A 22,920-nucleotide genomic window follows, 5' to 3' on the forward strand; every position below is an offset into this window, starting at 1 on the left:
TTATTCGCGGTCAAGGCCGGGGGCACCTGGCACCCGGCCTTGCCGAGACTTGTTCTTATTGACTGCATTAGCAGTCAGTCAGACCTGTCGGATTAGTCGAGATAACCGATGTCTTTCCAGATTTTGTAGTTCGCACGGAACTCCTGGAGGCTCTCATAGGCCATTTTGAAGTCAGCATCATCAGCCGAAAGTTCGGCCGCAACTTCTTCCCATGCTCCGCGCATCGCGCCCAGCATTTCAGGGGACCATTTCTTGATGTTGACGCCTTTTTCCTGCAACTCTTTCAAAGCCGCGAACTGAATGGCTTCACCTTCGGCAAAACCGTAAGCCAAGTTGTCGTTACAAACGGCTTCGATCTGTGCCTGCTGGGTTTTGTCCAGTGCGTCCCACTTTTCCTTGTTCATCATCAGATCAAAGAAGGTCGACTGCTGATGCCAGCCCGGGAAGTAGTAATATTTCGCGACCTGGTGGAAGCCGAGCTTAAGGTCAATTGCCGGCATCGAGAATTCGGTGGCATCAATGGTGCCAAGTTCAAGGGCCGGGTAAATGTCACCTGCTGACAAAAGCTGGGTGGAAACGCCAAGCTTTTCCATGACCTTTGCGCCAAGGCCGAAGAAGCGCATTTTCAGACCTTTAAGGTCTTCAACCGTGTTGATTTCCTTGGAGAACCAACCGGATGCTTCCGGTGCGATCAGGCCGCAGAACAGCGACTTGATGCCATGTTCGGCATACAGCTTGTCAAAGATTTCCTGACCGCCGCCAAACTTGACCCAGGCCAAGTATTCACCAGCCTGCGGACCGAACGGAACCGAGCCAAACAGCTGCAGCGCCGGAACTTTACCTGCCCAGTAGCCCGGTGTGGAGAATGCGGCATCAATCGAGCCGGTCGAAACGGCATCGAAAACTTCAAGTGCCGGCACAAGTGCACCCGGCTCATAGAATTTGATTTTGATGTTGCCACCGGAAACTTCGTCGATCTTGTCGTCGACGCGCTTACCAAGCGTACCAAGCTGGGTCAGGCTACCCGGATAGGTCGAGCCCATTTTCCAGCGAACACGCTCCTGAGCATTTGCATCAGACGGCGCCACAGAAAATGCAGCTGCAGCAAGAACAGCGGCACAGGTTGCCGACTTGAGCAATTTAGAAAAAGTCATTCGTCTTCCTCCCTAAGAAGTCCGAAATTGGTAATACCACGTGAGGTCGACTACCGCCTTTTGCTTTTATTATTGGGCGGTTTTCTCCCCGATCTTTATGTTGCAGGGCGAAGCATAAGCGTATTTCGCAAGTATGGGCAAGTTTGTTTAGCCCGTTGCGCAAGAAAATATCTTTCCGTTCGGGCAAAAAAGAACTTGCATTACTATTCAAAAGTAGGAATTGCGCACTGAAATGCCGATTTCATCCGGCTTTTGGTGATGGTGTGGTTAGAATCCTTATAAACTACATAGTTTTTGCCATTCCGCCGAATTTAATAGGGCGGAGTCGGCATTTTGCCAGATGGAATCGGGGGTGCCGATTTTGGCCGGGCAGGGAATAACTTGTCGCGGGGTGGGCACAGCTACCGGAATGGATAGTGGGCATGGGGTGCCCGCATCATGAAACCGCTCGGGCCATTGCATCTGCAACACCGTCAAAGGGGGATGGCACACATCATCGATCAGGCCGGATGGGAAGGGACCGATCAACATGAAGTTTCAGGGATGAAAACACCGGAAATAAAAACGGGCGATCTTTCAATGAAAGACCGCCCGACTGATGGTCGGAGCGAGAGGATTCGAACCTCCGACCCCTGCCTCCCGAAGACAGTGCTCTACCAGGCTGAGCTACGCTCCGTCAGTGGGCGGAGGTTTAGCCCGTCTTTCGGCGCGGATCAAGCATAATCCGGCTGTTTCGGGTGAAAAAAAATCGTCGAAATTTGATGTTTCAGCACCCGGTTGCCCGAAAGCGATAAAGATCACCTCTGGGCTGGGGTGAACCGGGGTGAAAGTTGCCGATCACGTCGGGTAAAACGCAAAAGGCCCCGAAACGCCGAAACGTTTCAGGGCCTTTGAATGATGGTCGGAGCGAGAGGATTCGAACCTCCGACCCCTGCCTCCCGAAGACAGTGCTCTACCAGGCTGAGCTACGCTCCGTCATTCTGCGAAGCCGGGTGATACTGGTTTATGAAGCATGACGCAAGATATTTTTACGACAAACTTCAACGACCCCGGCATGCGTTTGGGGTATGGCCGTTAATAAGGGCGGGAAATACAGAACTCTACCGCTTCGATCATCGCATCCTTGATCGCGCCATCTTCAAAACGGGCAAGTGTATCAATCGCCATCTGGCCGTATTCGCGGGCCCGGCCCATGGACGCATCAAGGGCATCATATTTGCGAATAAGGGTCTGCGCCCGGTCAAGGTCGCCGTCTTTGAAATCCTGATCTTCCATGCAGCGGCGCCAGAATGCTTTTTCTTCATCATCGCCCTTGGCATAGGAAATAATGACCGGCAGCGTCACCTTGCCATCGCGGAAATCATCACCGACGGTTTTGCCAAGGGTTGCCTGATGGGCCGAATAATCCAGAACATCGTCAATCAGCTGGAATGCCGTGCCAAGATAAATGCCATAAAGGCGCAGGGCTTCTTCGTCTTCGGCGGACCGGTTGGCAATCACCGCGCCAATTTGTGACGCCGCGCCAAACAGGGCCGCAGTTTTGGCGGTGATAACTTCAAGATAGGCTTCCTCGGTCGTGCCCATGTCGTTTGCCGTCGACAGCTGAAGGACTTCGCCCTCGGCAATGACAGCCGATGCCTGTGCCAGAATATCAAGAACGCGCAGCGATCCGGTTTTGACCATGACCACAAAGGCGCGCGCAAACAGGAAATCCCCGACCAGAACGCTTGCTTCGTTGCCAAACAGGGCATTTGCCGATGCCTGACCCCGGCGCAGCTGGCTTTCATCGACCACATCATCATGCAGAAGCGTTGCGGTGTGGATGAATTCGACACATGCGGCAAGATCAACCGCATGCGGGCCGTCGCCATATCCGCACAACCGGGCTGCGGCCAGTGTCAGCATCGGACGCATACGCTTGCCGCCGGCTGCAACCAGATGGGTTGCCAATTGCGGAATCAGGGCGACTTCGCTGTGCATGTTGTCGATGATCACCTGATTGACACGCTTCATATCGGCGTCGACAAGGTTGATCAGTGAATCAAGGCTCGGCTGAGTCTTAGGCTGCGGTGCGGTATTGGTCACGCTGTATTCCGACTATCTCAATGGCATCTTCGCTGCCTGCTTTGGGCGAAGATCGCAAATAACACCAGGCGGCCTCAACATAGATAGGCCAAGGCACCATGGTCAAGTGGACAAATCGTATCGGGTGATCTGGATTTCTCCCGATAAATTGCGGTTTTGCCGACAGAATTTTGAAATCTCTGTCTGCAAGCCCCTACATTATATTACATATAGTCTGTTCCTGTCGTCCCGATCCAAAGGTGCAGGACGCAGGCAACACCAAAGTTTCAGGGGAAATGCCAGATGATTGAACTCTTTCGCAGCAATGATCCGATCGAACTGAGCTGGGCGCAATCGGTCTTGGCGGACGAAGGAATCACAAGCCATATCTTTGACTATCATGCCAGCATCATCGAAGGATCGATTGGCGCACTTCCCCGCCGGCTGATGGTTGATGGCGAAGCCGAAAGCCGGGCGAAATACATTCTCGATATTGCCAGACGCGATCTGGATGCGCATAACGCTGCGACCAATTCATCCTCCGACGCCTTGGCATCGGAATAACACAGCAGGCAGGGCCTTGATCCGATGGCAAGCGCAGTGGCAGCAATAGACGTCCCTGATTTTCCGGAAGCACGCATCAGTCATGATTATCTGCTGGGTGGGGCGGTGACGTTGAAACAGCCGGTGGACGGCTATCGCGCGGCAGTCGATGCGGTATTGCTGGCGGCTTCTGTTTCGATCAATTCCAGGCGGGATGAAAAAATTCTGGATGTCGGGGCGGCTGTGGGGTCGGCCGGGCTTTGTGTTGCCAAGCGGCTTGAGGATGCAAAGGTTACCGGGGTCGAACTCCAGGATGACTTGTACGCACTGTTTTGCCGCAACGTCGTGGAAAATGAACTGGCGGGCCGGGTCAACCCGGTTCACGGTGATATCAATGATGCCAGCTTGCCGCTTGTCGCGGAAAGCTTCGATCAGGTGATTTCAAATCCGCCCTATTATGCCGGGGGCACGCGACCGGCCAATGAAAGCCGCGCGACCGCTCATCAGGAAGGCAGTGCCGATCTGAAAGACTGGATCGGTTTTTGCCTGAAGATGGTTCGGCAAAAGGGCCGCATTACCCTTGTGCATCGTGCGGATCATCTGGACCGTATCATCGGGCTTTTGCATGGTCGTGCCGGTGATATGACAGTTTACCCGATCTGGTCCAAGGCCGATTCAGATGCACCTTTGCGGGTCATTGTATCGGCCAGAAAGGGTGTGGCATCCCCGCTTTGCATGCGGCGCGGGATTGTTCTGCATGATGCCGCGGGGGCATATTTGCCCGAAACCGACATACTTTTGCGCAATCCGTTGCCATTGCCCGGTTTCTAAATCGCGCAGAGTTCCCTATAAGTGCGACATGGCTGTGGCTTGTGTCACGGAAATTTGGGTGCTTTGGGACCGGATATGCTGAGCTTTTCGAAAATAATCTTTACTGCCTTGGTCATTGTTGTCGTCTGGCAAGGTTTCAAGCTGTTTAACCGTGCCAAGCAGGTCCCGACCAAGGATCAGCCCAAGCAAACCCGCGCTCAGAAAAACCAACAGTCCGCGCCCGCCGCGCAGGAAATGGAAAAATGCCCTGATTGTGGTGTTTACCATGCCGAGGGTTCAGCCCATCGCTGCGATGCCTGAGTCTGATATTCTTGCCCGTAAATAAAAGCGTTCCGGGCTACGACTTTGGGTGAAATTGCGTGAATTTTGCTTGGAAATCCGGATCGGATCGTTGATCTATGTTGCTGCAATGCGGCATAAGAAGGCCGGCCCGGATGCAAGGGTTGCAAATTCAGCGTGTCTCAGGGCTTTTGCGTTCTTGACCGCGAGGGGGCAGGGCGGTAGCTTGCCGCTCTAATTTATAGGCAACAGTAATAGAGAGTTCGCGCCATGGCGCTCGACGGGTCGCAACGTCCCCCTTCATTCCAGGAAATCATTCTTCGACTGCAAAGCTATTGGGCTGATCAGGGATGTGTCATCCTTCAGCCATATGACTTGGAAGTCGGTGCCGGTACCTTCCATACCGCGACAACCCTGCGCGCGCTTGGTCCGGAAAGCTGGAATGTGGCTTATGTGCAGCCATGTCGTCGCCCGACCGATGGTCGTTATGGCGAGAACCCCAACCGTTTGCAGCATTACTACCAGTTCCAGGTTCTGCTGAAACCGTCGCCCAGTAATTCGCAGGATCTGTATCTCGGATCGCTGAAACATCTGGGCATTGATCCGATGGCCCATGACATCCGTTTTGTCGAGGATGACTGGGAAAGCCCGACCCTTGGGGCATGGGGCCTTGGCTGGGAAGTCTGGCTTGACGGTATGGAAGTCACCCAGTTCACGTATTTCCAGCAGGTTGGCGGTTTTGAATGTAATCCGGTTCCGGTCGAGCTGACCTATGGTCTGGAACGTCTGGCGATGTATATCCAGGGCGTCGAAAACGTTTATGACCTTGATTATAACGGTCAGGGCGTGACCTATGGCGAAGTGTTCCTTCAGAACGAAGTTGAACAATCGACCTATAACTTTGAAGTTGCGAACACCGATATGTTGTTCCAGCACTTCAAGGATGCACAGGCCGAGTGTGCGGTGAATATCGAACGCGGTCTGGCACTTCCGGCCTATGAACAGGCGATGAAAGCAAGCCATCTCTTTAACCTTCTTGATGCGCGCGGCGTGATTTCGGTTACCGAACGTGCGGCCTATATCGGTCGTGTTCGTGACATGTCGAAATCCTGCTGCGAGGCGTGGCTGCGGTCGCGCGGCCATCTGAAAGAGGAGGCATAAGTTATGGCCGAGTTGCTGCTTGAACTGTTTTCCGAAGAAATCCCGGCCCGTATGCAGGCCCGTGCAAGCGAAGACCTGTCGAAACTGGTGACGGATGGTCTGAAGGCCGCCGACCTTGCATTCGATAATGTCGAGGCACTTGTGACCCCGCGTCGTCTGGCGCTGATCATTGACGGTTTGCCGGAAAAGCAGCCTGACCTGCGCGAAGAACGCCGCGGTCCGCGTGCCGATGCCCCAGAAAAGGCCATCAGCGGGTTCCTTGCCGGCAACGGCGTGACCCTTGAACAGTGCGAAAAGCGCGAAACGCCCAAGGGTGTCTTCCTGTTTGCAATTGTCGAGCAGAAAGGCCGCCCGGCATCCGAGGTGATCAAGGACATCATCGAAGATGCGATGAACAAACTGCCATGGCCGAAATCCATGCGCTGGGCTGATCAGAAAGTCCGCTGGGTTCGTCAGCTTGACCGTATCCTGTGCCTGTTTGACGGCAAGGTGATCCCGGTAACCTATGGTCCGGTAACGGCTGGAGACAGCACCCGTGGTCATCGCTTCCTGGCGCCGGCGGAATTCAGCGTTGCCAATGCTGCGGAATATAAGGAAAAACTGCGCGCCGCCAAGGTCATGATTGACCGCGAAGAGCGCAAGCAGGTCATCCTTGATGGTGCCAAAAAACTGGCCGCTGCCGAAGGATATGAGCTTCTTGAAGATAATGGTCTTCTTGAGGAGGTTTGTGGTCTGGTTGAATGGCCGGTTCCGGTCATGGGCAAGGTCGACGACCAGTTCATGGACATCCCGCGCGAGGTGCTGGAAACCTCGATGCGTGAACATCAGAAATATTTCGTTGTTGAAGACAAGGACGGTAAACTTGCCGCGCGCTTCATCACGATTTCCAACATGGTGACTGCCGACAACAACGCAAAAATCATCGCCGGTAACGAGCGTGTTCTGCGTGCGCGTCTGCATGATGCCAAATTCTTCTGGGATCAGGATCGGAAAGTGACGCTGCAATCGCGTCTGCCGAAACTTGATAACATCGTCTTCCACGCCAAACTTGGATCACTTGCCGAACGCGTATTGCGTTTGCGGGGCCTTGCGCGTGAACTGTCTGCCGACATTCCGAATTGCGATGTCAAACTGGCAGACCGTGCGGCAGAAATCGGCAAGGCCGATCTGGTGTCGCAGATGGTGTTCGAATTCACCGAACTTCAGGGACTGATGGGTAAATACTACGCCGAAAATGACGGCGAAGCCCCGGAAGTCGCCAATGCCATTGCCGAACATTATGCACCTGCCGGCCCGTCGGATACTTGCCCGACGGCCCCGGTGTCGGTTGCTGTTGCACTGGCAGAGAAGCTCGATACCCTTGCCGGGTTCTTTACCATCGATGAAAAGCCGACCGGTTCAAAAGACCCGTTTGCACTTCGTCGTGCGGCACTGGGTGTCATCCGTCTGGTTCTGGAAAACGGTTTGCGTTTGCCGCTGCGTCGCGCATTTGCATTTGCCGTTTCCCAGTATCCGGCAGCCATTCGTCGTGACGAGGCGGTCGAAGACCTTCTGGCCTTCTTTGCTGACCGCCTGAAAGTCCATCTGCGTGAACAGGGTGTGCGCCATGATTTGGTCTCAGCCGTGTTTGCACTGGATGGCGAGGACGATCTTGTCCGCCTGCTGGCCCGTGTTGAAGCGCTTTCCGATTTTGTCTCTGGTGAAAGCGGCGTCAACCTTATGGCTGGCTACAAGCGCGCGTCCAACATCCTGCGCATCGAAGAGAAAAAGGACAATACGTCCTATGACGCGGACGTATCCGCATCTCTTCTGCGCGAGGAAGAAGAACGCAAGCTGTATGAGGCGCTCATTGATGTCCGGCATAAGGCCCTGCCACTTCTGCGTGACGAGGATTATGCCGCGGCTATGGCCGAATTTGCGCGGTTGCGTGAACCGGTCGATGCATTCTTCGAAAAGGTCACGGTAAATAGTGACAATGCAGACGAACGTGCCAACCGGCTTAAGCTGTTGGCGCAAATTCGCACTGCGTTGCATGACATTGCCGACTTCTCGAAGATCGAATCGTAAATAGGTCAAGGTTGCGGGGCTTTCCCCATCCGGGGAGGCCCAAAAGGGGCCTTGACCAGATGAGGAAAAGGCAAGATGACCAAATGGGTGTACGGTTTCGGTGGCGGTAGCGCCGAAGGCCGTTCGGATATGCGTGAACTTCTGGGCGGCAAGGGCGCGAACCTTGCCGAGATGAGCAATCTCGGACTTCCTGTTCCGCCCGGCTTTACCATTACAACCGAAGTTTGCACGGCGTTTTATGACAATGACCGTGCCTACCCGGATGGTCTTGATGCCGAAGTGGAAAATGCGCTGGCCGCTGTTGAAAAGCTGGTCGGGCGCAAATTTGGCGATGCCAAGGACCCGCTTCTTGTTTCCGTGCGTTCCGGTGCCCGTGCCTCGATGCCGGGCATGATGGACACGGTTCTTAACCTTGGTCTGAATGACGAAACCGTTGAAGGCCTTGCGACCGTTTCCGGCGACCGTCGCTTTGCCTATGACAGCTACCGCCGTTTCATTCAGATGTATGGTGACGTCGTTCTGGGCGTCGACCATTACCATTTCGAAGAAATCCTTGAAATTCACAAGGAAGACAAGGGCTATTCCCTTGATACCGAAATGGGTGCCGATGACTGGGCCGAAGTCGTTGGACAATTCAAAAAGAAAGTCCAAAGCGAACTCGACGCCCCATTCCCGCAGGACCCGCGCGAACAGCTTTGGGGCGCGATTGGTGCCGTATTTGGCAGCTGGATGAATGCACGCGCCAACACCTATCGCCGTTTGCACAACATCCCGGCAAGCTGGGGGACCGCTGTCAACGTTCAGGCCATGGTCTTTGGCAATATGGGCGATGACTGCGCGACCGGTGTTTGCTTCTCGCGCAACCCATCGACCGGGGAAAACCGGTTCTATGGTGAATATCTGATCAATGCGCAGGGCGAAGATGTGGTTGCGGGCATCCGTACCCCGGCACCGCTGACCAAGATTGAACGCGAAGAATCCGGTTCTGATCTGACATCGATGGAAGAAGCCCTGCCGGGTGTGTTTGCTGAACTTTGTGATATCCGTGACAAGCTTGAATCCCATTACCGCGACATGCAGGACATGGAATTCACTGTTGAATCGGGCAAGCTTTACATGCTTCAGACCCGTGCGGGTAAGCGCACCGCCAAGGCTGCCCTTCGTATCGCGGTTGAAATGTGCCGCGATGGCGTGATTTCCCAGGAAGACGCATTGCGTCGCGTTGACCCGGCGCAGCTTGATCAGTTGCTGCATCCGACCCTTGATCCGGATGCGGAACGCAAGGTTGTCGGCATGGGACTTCCGGCATCGCCCGGGGCCGCATCCGGTCAGATCGTGTTTTCTGCCGAGGCAGCCGAAGAATGGGTTTCGAACAAAGGCCGCAAAGTCATTCTGGTGCGTATTGAAACCAGCCCGGAAGATATCGCGGGCATGCATGCCGCCGAAGGCATCCTGACATCGCGCGGTGGCATGACCAGTCACGCCGCCGTTGTGGCACGCGGAATGGGAACGCCGTGCGTTTGTGGTGCTGGCGCGATCAAGATTGATTATGCCAACAAAACCATGATTTCCGGTGGTGTGACCCTTAAGGAAGGGGACGTCATTACCCTTGATGGCAGCACCGGTGAAGTCATGCTGGGCGAGGTGGCGACCCTTAAGCCCGACCTTTCGGGCGATTTTTCCCAGTTGATGGAATGGGCAGACGCCGTGCGCCGCCTGAAAGTCCGTACCAACGCCGAAACCCCCGATGATGCGGAAACGGCACGCGGTTTCGGGGCAGAGGGCATTGGTCTTTGCCGCACCGAACATATGTTCTTTGATCCGGCCCGGATCATTTCCATGCGTGAGATGATCCTGGCTGAAACAGAACAGGGTCGCCGTGCCGCGCTTGACAAGCTTCTGCCTTACCAGCGACAGGACTTCATTGATCTGTTCCGGATCATGAAGGGGCTTCCGGTGACGATCCGTCTGCTCGATCCGCCACTTCATGAATTCCTGCCTCATGGCGATGCCGAAATCGCCGAGGTGGCAAATGCGGCCGGTGTCTCTGAGGCCATCGTCAAGCGTCGCTTGCTTGATCTTGCCGAAGCCAACCCGATGCTGGGCCATCGTGGTTGCCGTCTTGGCATCAGCTATCCTGAAATATATGAAATGCAGGCGCGTGCGATCTTTGAAGCCGCGATCGAAGTTTCAAAGGATGGCGGTGATCCGGTGATTCCGGAAATCATGATCCCGCTGATCGTTGGCAAAAAGGAACTCGAAATCCTCAAAGCTGCCATCATCAGGGTTGCGGCCGATGTCGAAACCGAAAAGTCGGCAAAGCTGAACTTCCTTGTGGGTACCATGATTGAACTGCCGCGTGCAGCCCTGCGCGCCGGTGAAATCGCCGAAGAAGCCGAATTCTTCAGCTTTGGCACCAACGATTTGACCCAGACAACCTTTGGTCTGTCACGTGATGATGCATCGCGTTTTCTTGATACCTATATCGCCAAGGATATCTTTGCAGGCGACCCGTTCGTATCCCTTGATCAGGAAGGTGTTGGCGAACTGGTCGGGCTTGCAGCAGAACGTGGTCGTGCGACCCGGGGTGACATCAAGCTTGGTATCTGCGGGGAGCATGGCGGTGATCCGTCATCCATCGCGTTCTGCGAGGCACAGGGGCTTGATTACGTATCCTGTTCGCCATACCGCGTGCCGATTGCACGTCTGGCAGCAGCACAGGCGGCCCTTGGTCGCAAATAGGCGCGACCGGGACTGACTTCGCACGGCGGCAGGGAAACTTGCCGCCGTTATTTATGACCCGCTTCTGAATCCGGGTCGTTGCGGTGGTCGATGTGTTTCATGATCAGCATCCCGCCAACCGACAGCCCGAGAAGCAGCAGCACAATTCCGCCGATCTTGAACATTTTTTCGTACAGGGTCGCGCGGTGGAATTCTTCTTCCTGCAAATAGGTCATGCGTTCGATGACCTCGTTCATATGGGCGCGGTACCGGGTTTCGGGTTTAAGCGTGCTTTCATAGCGCACGGCACGCAGCAACATGTTCAGGCGCTCAACCGCATCGAAATAGTTTTCCTCTGTCATCCGCGCCTGTGCCAGGGTTGGCTTTAGTGGTGGCTGTTCATGCGGGCCGAGAAAGTGACCGGGATAATTTTTCAGATCCGGCCATTCATGATCAATGCAGTCGCGAACCGTGGTCACGATTGCGCCACACGGCACGATCTTTTGCGGATAGAACCGTAACAGAACGCCTTGGGCCATCTGTTTGATCTCATTGCCCTTACGGTTATAGATCTGAGTGATGGTGGCAAGTTCCGCGGTGGTTTCGTCGATTGACATATCCGGAACCGGCCTGTCGCTGATGCCCGGCGGCATTTGCTGTGCCAATGCAATGTTTGGCGATGTCGCCATGACGCAAAGCGAAGAAAACAATGCGATCAAAAGCGGGGCTGCGTGACGCAGTTTCATTCCGGTTACCTGTTTTGTTCCGGCCTTAACATAGGGGTTATTACCCCTTTCGAACAGGTTTGAAAACAAAACGGGCCCCGAATTCGGGGCCCGGTTGCAAAATTTTGCGATCACGTGATGGGTGGATTATGCCGCGGTTTCGGGCAGTTTGACCCAGCCCGGAACATGAACCGTGATTTTTGCATCGCCGGCAACAAGGTCGGCATCATCGCTAACCCGTTCCAGACGGATCAGGGCAAGACCGCCATTTCCGTGCACAGACCGAATGGTTCCAGCTTCCTTGTAACCGTTCATGATGATGGTTCCGGCTTCCGGTGCCGGGCCCTCAACCGAGATCGGCAGCAGGCGCTTGCGCACAAGGCCGCGATATTTGGTGCGCGCTGTCAGTTCCTGGCCCATATAGCAGCCTTTTTTGAAATCGACACCGCCTAGCTCCTCAAAGCCGTTTTCAAGCAGGATGGATTTTTCGATCTCAAGTTCTTCGCTGCCATTGGGCAGGCCAAGTGAAACGCGAAGCTGATGATATGATTCTTCATCGCTTTCCGATGCGCCAATTGCCGCCATTTCAGCCAGCTCATTCCTGGGCAGCAAGATGCGGGCCCCCATTGCGCTCAGGCGCGGGTCAACAGCCTTGATGCCATTGGCAATGCGTCCGGTCGTACCCGGTGTCGTGTCGGTAAACAGGTTCGCAAGGGCATCTTTGCCGAAAACGGCGATAACGTCGTAACTGTCGGTGACATCGGTCAGTTCGACCTTTGCGCGCAGTTTATACATGCGCAGTTTCTTGAACAGTTCGGCGGCGCGTTCGCCATTTTCACCGCGTTCGCTTTCCAGAAGAAGGCTTTCCTCATCCTGTTGATAGACAAAGAAATCAAACAGGAATTTCCCCTGCGGTGTCAGCAGCGCGCCATATCCCGATTTGGTGGCAGAAACGGTTTCGACATTGTTTGACACCAGCCCTTGCAGAAAGCTGACGCGGTCCGGTCCGCTCACGCGGATGACGGCGCGATCACTCAGAACGGCGTAAAAAGACTCACTCATAATCGTATTGGCTCCGATCTGTCGGATTTGTTTGGGCGAAATGTGGGGCAATCAGCTAAATTTCGCAAGGGTAGACTGCGGGGATAAAGCCCGCACGATCTGCAAGAAAACCCTTCATAAAACGCCTGTGAGCAGATAGAACCAAACTTATGAAAATCTTGATGCTTGATCATTCAATCGGCTTTGATCCCAAGGATCGCGAAGCCCGCCCGCTGGGAACCTGCCAACGTGCTTTCATTGCGCTGGCCGAGGCCCTTGTTGCCCGTGGTCACAAGGTCGAAGCGCGCCGCAATGGCGGCATCGACAAGGATGCAAGCGGTGTAGCATGGCGACAACTTGATGCCGAATTGCCGCCCTTTGGTGGCGATGCGGCCAATACTGTTATTGTCTGGCGCGATCCTGCTTTGTTCAGCCATCCTTCGGTACCGGCAAATGCCACGGTTGTTCTGTGGTTTGACGGTGATCCGGCGCGACTGAATGCGGATGAAGTGCGATTGGTGCTTCAGGAAAAGAAAGTACAGGTCATCTTTACCGATGATGCCCAGGCCAAATCATTTGATGCGGACCTTGCCAAAAAGCCGATCGTGGTGAAACCGGGCGCAACAGCTGCCTTCACCATGGCGTCGAACATGCATTGGGCATTTGAATCGCGCGATGAACTGGCGGTGACGGTTGCCAATACCAAAACCGGCATTGCCCAGATCATTCGTATCTGGGATGCCTATGTCGCGCCCAAGGCACCGAATGCGATCCTTGAAGTGTATGCCTATGACCTGTTTACGGCGATGGCAGGCGAGAATGATGATGTTTCCGATGACATCCTTGATCTGGTCCGCGGTGCCATTGACAAGGGTGTGCGGGTCTATCATCCCAAGCCCGAAGCCGACATGGCCGAAACGGTTGCGAATGCGCGTGCGTTCCTCCATCACGGCAAATACGGCAGCGACAATGTCGGACAATGGATCGTTGACGCGCTTGGTGCGGCAACGCCGGTTGTTTCCTATGGCGGGATTGCCCGAAACCGGATCGAGGACGGCAAGACCGGCTATATCGTTCCGGACGAAGCCGCATACGGAAATATCACAGCCCAGCTTCTGACCGACCGCGCATTCTTTGCCAACCAGTCCGAAGCTGCGCGCAATGATCGCCGCGAATGGATCCATGTTGCAGGCGAGCTGGAGAAACTTTAAGCCGTGCGTCTTCTGTTTATCACGTCCAACCGTCTTGGTGACGCGGTGCTGTCGACTTCTGTCCTGCGCCATTATGTTGAAACCTTTCCCGGTATTCGCGTGACGGTCGCCTGTGGCCCGGTCCCAGCACCCATCTTCAAGGCCGTTCCGAACCTTGAACGCATCATCGAAATGCCCAAGCAAAAACGCGGCGGGCACTGGTGGAAGCTCTGGAAATCGGTTGTTCTGAACTGGTGGGATGTGATTGTCGACTTACGCGGCAGTGCCACTGCCTATGTATTGCCGGGGTGGAAGCGGGTGGTGCAAAAAGGCAATGATGACAATTTGCATCGGCTTGAGCAGCTTGGCGCGCTGATTGATGTCACTCCGCCGCCTTTGCCAAAAATCTGGATCGATCAGGAAAGCCGGGACCGTGCCGACGCGTTGCTTGGCAATGTCAAAGGTTCGCTTTTGATTGTCGGGCCGACCTCGAACTGGGTTGGCAAGACCTGGCACAAGGAACGTTTCATCGAAACGGTTGCGACCCTGACCGGGAAGGGGGCTGTACTTGAAGACGCCCATGTTATGGTGGTTGGTGCACCCAATGAACGCGAAATGGCAGAGGAAGTGATCAGTTCCATTCCAGATGGGCGGTGTTCGGAAATCTTTGGAACGGAAAGCCTGTTGACCGTCATGGCCTGTCTGGAGCGTGCCGATCTTTATCTCGGGAATGATTCGGGCCTTATGCATATGGCTGCGGCGTCCGGATGTCCGACACTGGGATTGTTTGGTCCGTCGCGTGATGAACATTATCGGCCTTTTGCCAAATGGGGTCGTGCGATCAGGACTGATTGGTCGTACGACAAGATCATTGCAAACCGGACCAGCCGTTTCTCACAGGAAAACCTGATGGAAACATTGCCGGTCGAAAAGGTTGTCAAAGCCGCAACCCAACTGGTTGCCGAACATCGTCTTGCAGGAAAAACAATGACTGATGCAGCACCGCGTATTTCAGTTGTTCTGTGCGCCCATAACGAGGAAAAGCGTCTTGCCGCCTGTCTGGAAAAGGTCAGCTTTGCCGACGAAATTGTTGTGGTCTGCGACAAATGTACTGACCGAACCGAGGAAATTGCCAAGGAGTTTGGTGCCAAAACTGTTGTTGGCAGTTGGGATATCGAAGGGCATCGTCGTAACAGGGCAATCGAAGAAGCAAGCAGCGACTGGATTTTCGAGCTGGATGCGGACGAACATGTCAACGAGGAGCTGGCCATCGCAATCCGCAAGGCGGTCAATAGCGGCACCTATGACCGTTATCTGATCCCGGTCGACAACTATGTTGGCAAACGGTTGGTGCGATATGGCTGGGGGGCGTCATTTGGGACGTCTGCCGTTTGGCGCCTTTTCCGCAAGGGGCACAAGGTATGGGGTGACCAACGGGTTCACCCGGCAATCAAAATGACCGGGCGGCAGGGGCCGAAACTGAATGGTGCCTTGGTGCATTTTGTGGATCGCAATATCTCGGACATGATCCGTCGGCTTGATAGCTACACCAATGCGCGTGCCGCAGATTTGCGGGCAAGCGGGAATATCGGAACATTCCGTCATAATTTCCGGCGGATTTTTTCGCGCTTCTGGCGCTGTTTCGTATCGCGTAAGGGATACAAGGAAGGCGGGATGGGCTTTTTGATCGCGCTTCTGGCGGCCCTGTTCCCGATGATTTCCTATCTCAAAGCCCGCTATGACGATGAATAACCGAACTCAGATGGGAATTGGTGCATGACAATGCTGCTGCAAACCATGGCTGGAAGTCCGTTTGGCGGGGCCGAGGAGTTTTTTGTGCGCCTTGCCTGCGGTTTTCAGCGTGCCGGTATTGATCAGCATTGCGTTGTCCGCCCGAACGAGGGACGTAATCCGGTTCTCGCGGCCAATGGTGTATCCTTTGATGAATTGCCGTTTGGCGGGCGTCTTGATTTGAGAACCCCTTGGGGATTGCGCAAGCAAATCAAAAAGCACAAACCCCGTATTGTCCTTACTTGGATGAACCGGGCCAGCCGGATGACACCATCGGGTGAGTTCACCAAGGTCGCCCGGCTTGGTGGCTATTACAAGCTCAAGAATTTTCGTGATTGCGATCATCTGATCGCAAATACCAAGGACATTTGCGACTATCTTGTGCGCGAAGGGTGGCCGGTTGAACGCACCCATTACCTGCCAAACTTTGTGGATGCGGTCCCGGGCATAGCGATTGATCGAGCCGAATTCAACACGCCGTCCGATGCGCCGCTTATTCTAGGGCTGGGACGACTGCATGAAAACAAGGGGTTCGATACCCTGATCCGTGCCTTGGTGGATGTGCCGGGGGCCTATTTGTGGATCGCGGGCGCTGGTGATTTGAAAGACGACTTGCTGAAACTATCCGGGGAATGCGGTGTTGCTGATCGCGTACGTTTGCTGGGTTGGCGGCGTGACGTTGCCAACCTGTTTGCGACCTGTGATGTCTTTTGCGCGTCGTCGCGTCATGAGCCGCTTGGCAATATGGTGATCGAGGCATGGGCGCATGGCAAGCCGGTTGTTGCCCAGGCGAGTCAGGGACCGGTCCAGTTGATCACCCAAGGTGAAAGCGGATTGCTGTCCCCGCTCGAAGATGCAACCGCATTGGCAAATGATCTTCGCACGGTCCTTGACGACAAGAGCTTGTCCGAGACATTGTCAGCAAACGGTCGTGCGGCATTTGAAGCCGAATTCACCGAAGACGTAGTGGTTGCCAGATACAAGGCTTTCTTTGACGAGGTTGCGCGTTAATGTGCGGAATTGCCGGTTATATCGCCAAGGATAAGCAAACCCTTGATCCCGAAATTCTTGATCGCCTATGCACGGCGTTGGGGCATCGCGGGCCTGATGGCGAAGGGCGATATGTAAAGGGGCCCGTCGGGTTTATTCAAACACGTCTCGCGATTATTGATCTCGATACGGGTGATCAGCCGATTTATCATGAAAATGGCAGTGCCTTGGTCGCCAATGGCGAGATCTATAACTATGTCGAGCTGCGCAAAAGCCTGTGTGAAGCCAGTTTCAAAACGCGTTCAGACAGTGAAACAGCACTTCGGGTCTATGCCCGTGACAATATTGACGGCTTTGATGCCCTGCGCGGTATGTATGCCTTTGCCATTCATGATGCTGTAGAGAACCAGGTTGTTCTGTGCCGGGATCCGTTTGGTATCAAACAGCTTTACTATGTCGAAACGCCGGAATATTTCGCCTTCGCATCCGAAGCACAGGCATTGATCGCGGCTGGTCTGGTTGGTCGGGATGTGCGTGCAGATGCCCGTTCCGAATTATTGCAGGTTCAATTCACAACCGGCAGCGATATGATTTTTGACGGGATCAAGCGGCTTCTGCCGGGCGAGACCATTGTGCTGAGCAATGGTCGGATCATTGATCGTCGCCGTCGTCAGGTTCTTGGGGACAGTGCTTCGGTCGGCACACATCTTGAAGCAGCGTTGACCGACTGGGACCGTGTGTTCGAAGAATCCGTCAGGGTGCATCAACGATCAGACGTTGATTACGCCATGTTCCTTTCAGGCGGGGTTGATAGTGCATCGTTGCTTGGCATGATGCACCGGCTGAATGAGCGTCCGGTAACGGCCTATACAGCAGCGTTTGAAGCATCAAGCGTGCATGATGAACGAGAAATTGCGCGCGATGTTGCCAAGGCCTGTAACGCCAATCATATCGAGGTCATGTTCTCGGAACGTGATTTCTGGACGCTTCTGCCGGAAGTCGCTGCGCGGATGGATGATCCCGTTGCAGATTACGCAATTCTTCCAACCTACAAACTGGCCAGCGAAGCCGCACGCGATTTCAAGGTCGTGCTGTGCGGCGAAGGCGGGGATGAGCTGTTTGGAGGGTATGGGCGGTATCGTTCCGTGATGCGACCGCTTCTTCTGGGCGGGCGCGTAATGCGGTCCAAGGGTGCGTTCGACAAGATTGATGTATTGCGTCCCGATGTGCTTGAAGGATGGCGCGACGGGATTGCTGCATCGGAAAGTCGCGAAAACCGCGGAAAGCGTTCGAGACTCGCGGTGGCGCAGGCGGTGGATTGTTCCGACTGGTTGCCAAATGACTTGCTGATCAAGCTTGATCGTATGCTGATGGCGAACGGGCTTGAAGGGCGAACACCGTTCCTTGATCCGATGGTTGCCGAATTTGCCTATCAGTTGCCGGATCGTCTTAAAGTTCGCAAGGGAGTTGGCAAGTTCCTGCTGCGCAGCTGGCTGGAACGCTGCTTGCCGATGGCCCATCCCTTTGCGAAAAAACGTGGCTTTACTGTGCCGGTTGCAGAATGGATTTCAGGACAGGGTAAGCGACTGGGACCTTTGGTTGCCAATCAGGCGGGCATACTTGAAATCGCCGACCCGTCAAAGGTCGAAAAACTGTTCAATACACCGGGAAAGCGCGAAGGTGCGGCTTGCTGGCATCTTCTTTTCTATGCGCTGTGGCATCAGGCCAATGTTTTGGGCCATGCTCCGGAAAAAGATGTGTTTGAAACACTGGCACCCTAAAGACTGCACCCAACCCTGATTTAGGACAGGAGGCGGCTATGCCCAAGATCAGATCTTCAGTCTGGATGATTGTCCCAAATCTTTTGCGGACCCTTTTTCGGGGGGATGTCAGCTGGAAGTCGAAAGCTTTGCTGCTTGGCGGACTGGTCTATTTGATCAGTCCGGTCGATCTTTTGCCTGATATTCTTGTCGGGATTGGCTGGCTTGATGATCTTGTCATTGTGCCGTTGCTGGGGTGGTTGTCCTATCGAAGTTTGCCACCAGCGATCCAGGACGATGTTGGTTCTTTTGATCAGCGTGCTGCGAAATCGACGCGCCGGGTCTGGCTTTACCTTTTGCTTCTTGTCGTCGCGATAGTTGTCATTGCCATTTGGGGGGATGCCCAATACCCGGTCTCGCCAACCCAGCCAGGGTTGGCCGAGTGACACTGTCGACTGACACAATTGTCATGATCCGGACAGCAGGTTTGACGGGGTAGGGATCGAAGACTAACCTTTGGTCATAAAAACCGTCAGACAGGGAAGAAAGTCATGAGTGATACATTCCGTGCATTGGTTCTTGATCAGCAGGACAAGTCCGTTTCGGCCAGTTTCAAAAATCTGACGACAGAAGATTTGCCAGAAGGTGATGTTCTGGTTCGGGTGAAATGGTCGACCCTTAATTACAAGGATGGCATGATTTTGAACGGATTGGGGCGCCTCGTTCGATCCTATCCGCATGTGCCTGGCGTCGATTTTTCCGGTGAGGTCGTTTCATCAACAGACCGGCGATATAAACCGGGCGATGAGGTCATCCTGACCGGCTGGCGCGTGGGTGAGGCCCACTGGGGTGGCTATGCTCAATATGCCCGTGTCAAGGCGGATTGGCTGGTTCCGCTGCCAAACGGGCTGGGGGCGGATCAGGCCATGGCCATCGGCACGGCGGGCTTCACTTCCATGCTGGCGGTTATGGCCCTTGAGGAGCAGGGTGTTTCACCTGATCAGGATGGTGAGGTTCTTGTAACCGGTGCTGCCGGGGGTGTCGGGTCAGTTGCGGTTTCGATATTGGCGGCGCTGGGATACCGGGTTGCCGCATCGACCGGGCGTGCCGAAACACATCAGTATCTTCGAGACCTGGGCGCAACGACAATCGTTGATCGCAACGAATTGACCGATACCAGCAAGCCGCTTCTAAGCGAGAAATGGGTTGGTGCGATTGACAGTGTCGGCAGCAGCACACTTGCACATGTATTGTCAGAAATGAAGTATCACGGTGTGGTGGCGGCATGCGGTCTTGCCGGTGGTCCGGATCTTCCGGCTACGGTCATACCGTTCCTGCTGCGCGGGGCTCGGCTGATCGGAATTGATTCGGTGATGTGTCCCTATGCCTATCGTGTGAAGGCTTGGGAACGCCTTGCTAGACAATTGCCGACCGATCATTTGTCCGCAGCAACGACCAAGGTTGCCTTGTCCGAAATTCTGCCTTGGGGGGAGAAAATCCTGAAAGGTCAGGTCAAAGGTCGAGTTCTGATTGACGTGCAGGATTGCTAGTAAGGTCAAAACCATGCAGAATCAGCAGGTTCCCGATCGGTACTTTCGGTAAACGGGGCCCGTCAATTTGTTAGCTGGAAGTCAACCTGATGCTTGAACAACGGTTTCGCATTCTTCTTGTGGAAGATAACCCCGGTGATGCGTTTCTTGTCCGCACACTCCTTGAGGAGACTGGGGAGCCGTTTGATATTGAACATCGCAGCGATCTGACTTCCGCCATGGCCGTGCTGAACGGAGAGGGTCCTGATGCGGTTTTTGATGTGGTTTTGCTGGATCTGACATTACCGGATTCTTCGGGCGTGACGACCATCAGCCGCATCAGGGACTGTGCCAACACAGCACCGGTTGTTGTGTTGACCGGACACAAGGATGAAGAACTGGCTTTCGAGGCGCTTCAGCATGGAGCAGAAGATTATCTGACCAAGGAATTCCCGGATGGTCGCACCATTCGCCGGTCCATCCGCTATGCGATTGAGCGATCACGCGCCGAGCGTGCTCTTAAGGAAAGTGAAGAACGTTATCGCAAACTGGTTGAACTTGCCCCCGAATTGATTTCCATCCTGAGCGGGGAAGAAATCGCCTATATCAATCAGCAGGGGCTTTCGATCCTCGGCGCAGACGATAGTGCAGCCCTTATCGGTCGTTCCTTTATGGAAATGGTTCATCCGGCAAGCAAGGAAACGCTGGGCGAATATATTGCCCGTTACAGGGATGGATACACCGGGCGTGCAGATTTCACCATCATGTGTCAGCGCCCGGCTGGGGACAATGTGGAACTCGAAGTTTCCGCCATTGCATTTACCCATGAAGGGGCGCCGGCGATGCTGATGCTGGCCGAAGACGTTACCGAGAAGCGCAAAATCGAACGCCAACTGGTCCAGACGTCCAAGCTTGCGACCCTTGGTGAAATGGCGGCTTCTGTTGCCCATGAAATGAACCAGCCGCTGAATGTTATTCGCATGGCGGCCGATACCTGTGCGCTTCAATATGATCTTGATGCGGTCAAGCCAGCCTTTCAGCATGAAAGACTGGCGCTGATCAGCAGCCAGACCGAACGCATGTCGGAAATCATCAAGCACCTACAGATCTACAGCCGGCCCGATGATGATGACTTCGTGCCGTTCGATCCGATGCGTGCTGTGGCAAGTTCGGTGGACATGATTGAACATGACTGTCGGCTTTCGGGCATTGAAATCGAAGTGGTGCCACCTGCCCAGGCCTGTCTGGTCAATGGTCGCCAGGTTCAGCTTGAACAGGTTCTTGTCAACATGCTGACCAATGCCCGCGACGCGATTAACGAAAATGGCGATGATGGAAATATCGGCGGTCTTATCCGGGTCAGCGCCATGGTCGACAAGACCAATCAGGTGCTTAAGCTGGCGGTGAATGACAATGGCGGTGGTGTTCCCGAAGCCGCCATTGATCTGTTGTTCCATCCGTTCTTTACAACAAAGGATGTTGGAAAGGGCACGGGCCTTGGACTGTCGGTCAGTTTTGGCATTGTGGAAGCAATGGGCGGCAAGATTGATGTCAGGAATGAAGGTGATGGTGCATGTTTTGAAGTTACACTTCCCATCGTCAGCTTTGATGCAAGCGACGCAGACCAGACGGAATATGAGCCGGAAGAGCACCCGGGCGGGGACACGGGATTGAATGCGGAAACGCGTCAGAACATCAGAATTCTGGTGGTGGATGACGAAGTTGACGCCATGGAAATCATATCGGGATATCTCGAAGCACAGGGCTATAACGTTTCTGCGGCCAGTGACGGTGAAGATGCGCTGGCACTTGCAGCGGTGGTGCAGCCCAATATTCTGATTACAGACATCCGGATGCCACAAATGGACGGCAATGCCCTGGTCAAGGAACTGCGCAGCCGCGACCCGGCATTGCCGGTTATCGTGATGACCGGGCATCCCGGCGATGCAGAGCGTCCGGTAGACGATGATGGTGCCGATGCCCCGGTGATGGTGATGTCCAAGCCACTCAACCTCAAGGAGCTTCTGGGTATTCTGGATGAATTGTCGGAAGTCTGTATTCAATGATGCCAGAGTAGATGCCGGAGCAGTACAGGATCCGGTCAAAGAAAAAGCCCGGTCGTAGCCGGGCTTTTTTGTATTTGATGTCGGGCAGAAGGCTGGTTGCTTTTAGGCTTCCCAACCAAGCTGCATGGCAATTTTGACAGCCTGTGTACGATTGGCCGCGCCAAGTTTCTTGAAAATGCCGGTCAGATGGACTTTGACCGTGATTTCACGAACCGTAAGCTGCTTGGCGATTTCCTTGTTGGAAAGCCCTTTGGTCAACAGGCCAAGAACTTCACGTTCACGATTGGTTAGCTGACGCAGGGGGTTGTCGGGTGCAAGGCCTTCAAGATCAATTTCGCCAGGACGGATTTGCGAGCCGTCATCTTCAAGCAATGCAGAAGGAATGTATTTCTCCCCTGACAGGATTAGGCGCAACGCATTGATCAGCGATTTGCCTGACAATGTTTTGGGGAGATACCCTGATGCACCATGCTCAAGAGCATTGAGAACGTCGCTGCGCTTTACCGAGCCTGACAAGATCACGACAGGAATCTCCGGATGCTTCTGGCGCATGACCGTCAACCCCGACAAACCGTTCATGCCCGGCATGTTGAGATCAAGGATTGTCAGCTCAACGTCTGTTTCCCCGTCAACGACGGCAAGTGCTTCTGCGAAATCCTTCGCCTGCGCGACTTCAACTTCCGGCGCTGCGATTTTAAGGAAGGAAGTAATCCCGTCTCTGACGAGATCGTGGTCGTCTGCTAGCAGGATGTTCATTTTTATGCAGTACCCGTTCTTGTCCGAAGCTCTGACATCTGATGATTGGCCCCGGAAACGCTCCCCGTACTGACGACACGGTTACGCGCAATAGTTAGATTATAATTCAAGCGTCCCCCCCGGACGCGTGCGCAGCATTCAACAAAACCGGGGTCGTGTCAAACGGCAGGATAGTTTCTGAAAGCCTCAACTATTCGATCAGATAGGTCAGCTTGTGCGGGAGTCAATGTTTTATCCCATATTGCATAGTAT

18 protein-coding genes and 2 tRNA genes are annotated in these 22,920 nt (G+C 54.4%); 13 read left to right on the plus strand and 7 right to left on the minus strand.

Annotated elements, in window-relative coordinates; genetic code table 11:
* Positions 1-92 precede the first annotated feature (92 nt).
* The 4 genes from CU041_RS03475 to CU041_RS03490 all read right to left on the minus strand — a co-directional run bounded on the left by CU041_RS03475 (position 93) and on the right by CU041_RS03490 (position 3,239).
* Positions 93-1,154, minus strand: coding sequence for a TRAP transporter substrate-binding protein (locus CU041_RS03475; protein ID WP_068519573.1), 1,062 nt, complete (start codon positions 1,152-1,154; stop codon positions 93-95).
* Positions 1,155-1,753: 599 nt separating this feature from the next.
* Positions 1,754-1,830: transfer RNA gene (locus CU041_RS03480), tRNA-Pro, on the minus strand.
* 222 nt (positions 1,831-2,052) lie between these two features.
* Positions 2,053-2,129 (minus strand) — tRNA-Pro (locus CU041_RS03485).
* 99 nt (positions 2,130-2,228) lie between these two features.
* On the minus strand, positions 2,229-3,239 hold the full coding sequence (locus CU041_RS03490) for a polyprenyl synthetase family protein (protein WP_101245751.1): 1,011 nt from the start codon (positions 3,237-3,239) through the stop codon (positions 2,229-2,231).
* A gap of 282 nt (positions 3,240-3,521) precedes the next feature.
* Between CU041_RS03490 and CU041_RS03495 the strand changes: the two genes are divergently transcribed.
* The 6 genes from CU041_RS03495 (at position 3,522) to ppdK (ending at position 10,841) form a co-directional block, all read left to right on the plus strand.
* Positions 3,522-3,782, plus strand: coding sequence for a putative signal transducing protein (locus tag CU041_RS03495; protein WP_068519575.1), 261 nt, complete (start codon positions 3,522-3,524; stop codon positions 3,780-3,782).
* A gap of 24 nt (positions 3,783-3,806) precedes the next feature.
* The gene (locus CU041_RS03500; RefSeq protein WP_068519576.1) at positions 3,807-4,592 is read left to right on the plus strand and encodes a tRNA1(Val) (adenine(37)-N6)-methyltransferase; all 786 of its coding nucleotides are present in this window, start codon (positions 3,807-3,809) and stop codon (positions 4,590-4,592) included.
* 75 nt (positions 4,593-4,667) lie between these two features.
* Complete coding sequence (locus CU041_RS03505; RefSeq protein ID WP_101245752.1) at positions 4,668-4,892, plus strand: hypothetical protein; 225 nt, start codon at positions 4,668-4,670, stop codon at positions 4,890-4,892.
* A gap of 249 nt (positions 4,893-5,141) precedes the next feature.
* The gene (locus tag CU041_RS03510; RefSeq protein WP_068519578.1) at positions 5,142-6,032 is read left to right on the plus strand and encodes a glycine--tRNA ligase subunit alpha; all 891 of its coding nucleotides are present in this window, start codon (positions 5,142-5,144) and stop codon (positions 6,030-6,032) included.
* 3 nt (positions 6,033-6,035) lie between these two features.
* Positions 6,036-8,099, plus strand: a complete 2,064-nt coding sequence (gene glyS / locus CU041_RS03515; RefSeq protein WP_101245753.1) for a glycine--tRNA ligase subunit beta — start codon at positions 6,036-6,038, stop codon at positions 8,097-8,099.
* Positions 8,100-8,174: 75 nt separating this feature from the next.
* Positions 8,175-10,841, plus strand: a complete 2,667-nt coding sequence (gene ppdK, locus CU041_RS03520) for a pyruvate, phosphate dikinase (RefSeq protein ID WP_101245754.1) — start codon at positions 8,175-8,177, stop codon at positions 10,839-10,841.
* Between the two features lie 47 nt (positions 10,842-10,888).
* Here the strand turns inward: ppdK and CU041_RS03525 are convergent, their stop codons facing one another.
* Positions 10,889-11,566: a hypothetical protein gene (locus CU041_RS03525; protein ID WP_170310114.1), complete on the minus strand. Its 678-nt coding sequence runs from the start codon at positions 11,564-11,566 to the stop codon at positions 10,889-10,891.
* 126 nt (positions 11,567-11,692) lie between these two features.
* Positions 11,693-12,607, minus strand: coding sequence for a CAF17-like 4Fe-4S cluster assembly/insertion protein YgfZ (gene ygfZ, locus CU041_RS03530; RefSeq protein WP_101245756.1), 915 nt, complete (start codon positions 12,605-12,607; stop codon positions 11,693-11,695).
* 161 nt (positions 12,608-12,768) lie between these two features.
* On the opposite strand from ygfZ, the gene CU041_RS03535 reads away from it, so the two are divergent.
* The 7 genes from CU041_RS03535 (at position 12,769) to CU041_RS03570 (ending at position 21,912) form a co-directional block, all read left to right on the plus strand.
* Positions 12,769-13,797 (plus strand): glycosyltransferase, encoded by a 1,029-nt coding sequence (locus tag CU041_RS03535; RefSeq protein WP_233432989.1) that lies wholly within the window; start codon positions 12,769-12,771, stop codon positions 13,795-13,797.
* Positions 13,798-13,800: 3 nt separating this feature from the next.
* Positions 13,801-15,528, plus strand: coding sequence for a glycosyltransferase family 9 protein (locus CU041_RS20895; protein WP_233432990.1), 1,728 nt, complete (start codon positions 13,801-13,803; stop codon positions 15,526-15,528).
* A 24-nt stretch (positions 15,529-15,552) separates the two neighbouring features.
* On the plus strand, positions 15,553-16,578 hold the full coding sequence (locus CU041_RS03550) for a glycosyltransferase (RefSeq protein ID WP_101245758.1): 1,026 nt from the start codon (positions 15,553-15,555) through the stop codon (positions 16,576-16,578).
* The gene (asnB, locus tag CU041_RS03555) at positions 16,578-18,338 is read left to right on the plus strand and encodes an asparagine synthase (glutamine-hydrolyzing) (RefSeq protein WP_101245759.1); all 1,761 of its coding nucleotides are present in this window, start codon (positions 16,578-16,580) and stop codon (positions 18,336-18,338) included. Before CU041_RS03550 ends, asnB begins: the two co-directional genes overlap by 1 nt.
* A gap of 38 nt (positions 18,339-18,376) precedes the next feature.
* Complete coding sequence (locus tag CU041_RS03560) at positions 18,377-18,763, plus strand: YkvA family protein (protein WP_233432991.1); 387 nt, start codon at positions 18,377-18,379, stop codon at positions 18,761-18,763.
* Positions 18,764-18,868: 105 nt separating this feature from the next.
* Positions 18,869-19,867 carry an acrylyl-CoA reductase (NADPH) gene (acuI, locus tag CU041_RS03565; protein ID WP_101245761.1) on the plus strand — a complete coding sequence of 333 codons (999 nt, stop codon included), beginning with the start codon at positions 18,869-18,871 and terminating at the stop codon, positions 19,865-19,867.
* A gap of 89 nt (positions 19,868-19,956) precedes the next feature.
* A complete protein-coding gene (locus tag CU041_RS03570) occupies positions 19,957-21,912 on the plus strand; it encodes a response regulator (protein WP_101245762.1) in 1,956 nt (651 codons plus the stop codon).
* Between the two features lie 102 nt (positions 21,913-22,014).
* Here the strand turns inward: CU041_RS03570 and CU041_RS03575 are convergent, their stop codons facing one another.
* On the minus strand, positions 22,015-22,668 hold the full coding sequence (locus CU041_RS03575; RefSeq protein WP_068519590.1) for a response regulator: 654 nt from the start codon (positions 22,666-22,668) through the stop codon (positions 22,015-22,017).
* Positions 22,669-22,920 lie beyond the last annotated feature (252 nt).

This window comes from Thalassospira povalilytica (assembly GCF_002844235.1).
In the GTDB taxonomy this organism is placed as follows: Bacteria; Pseudomonadota; Alphaproteobacteria; order Rhodospirillales; family Thalassospiraceae; genus Thalassospira; species Thalassospira povalilytica.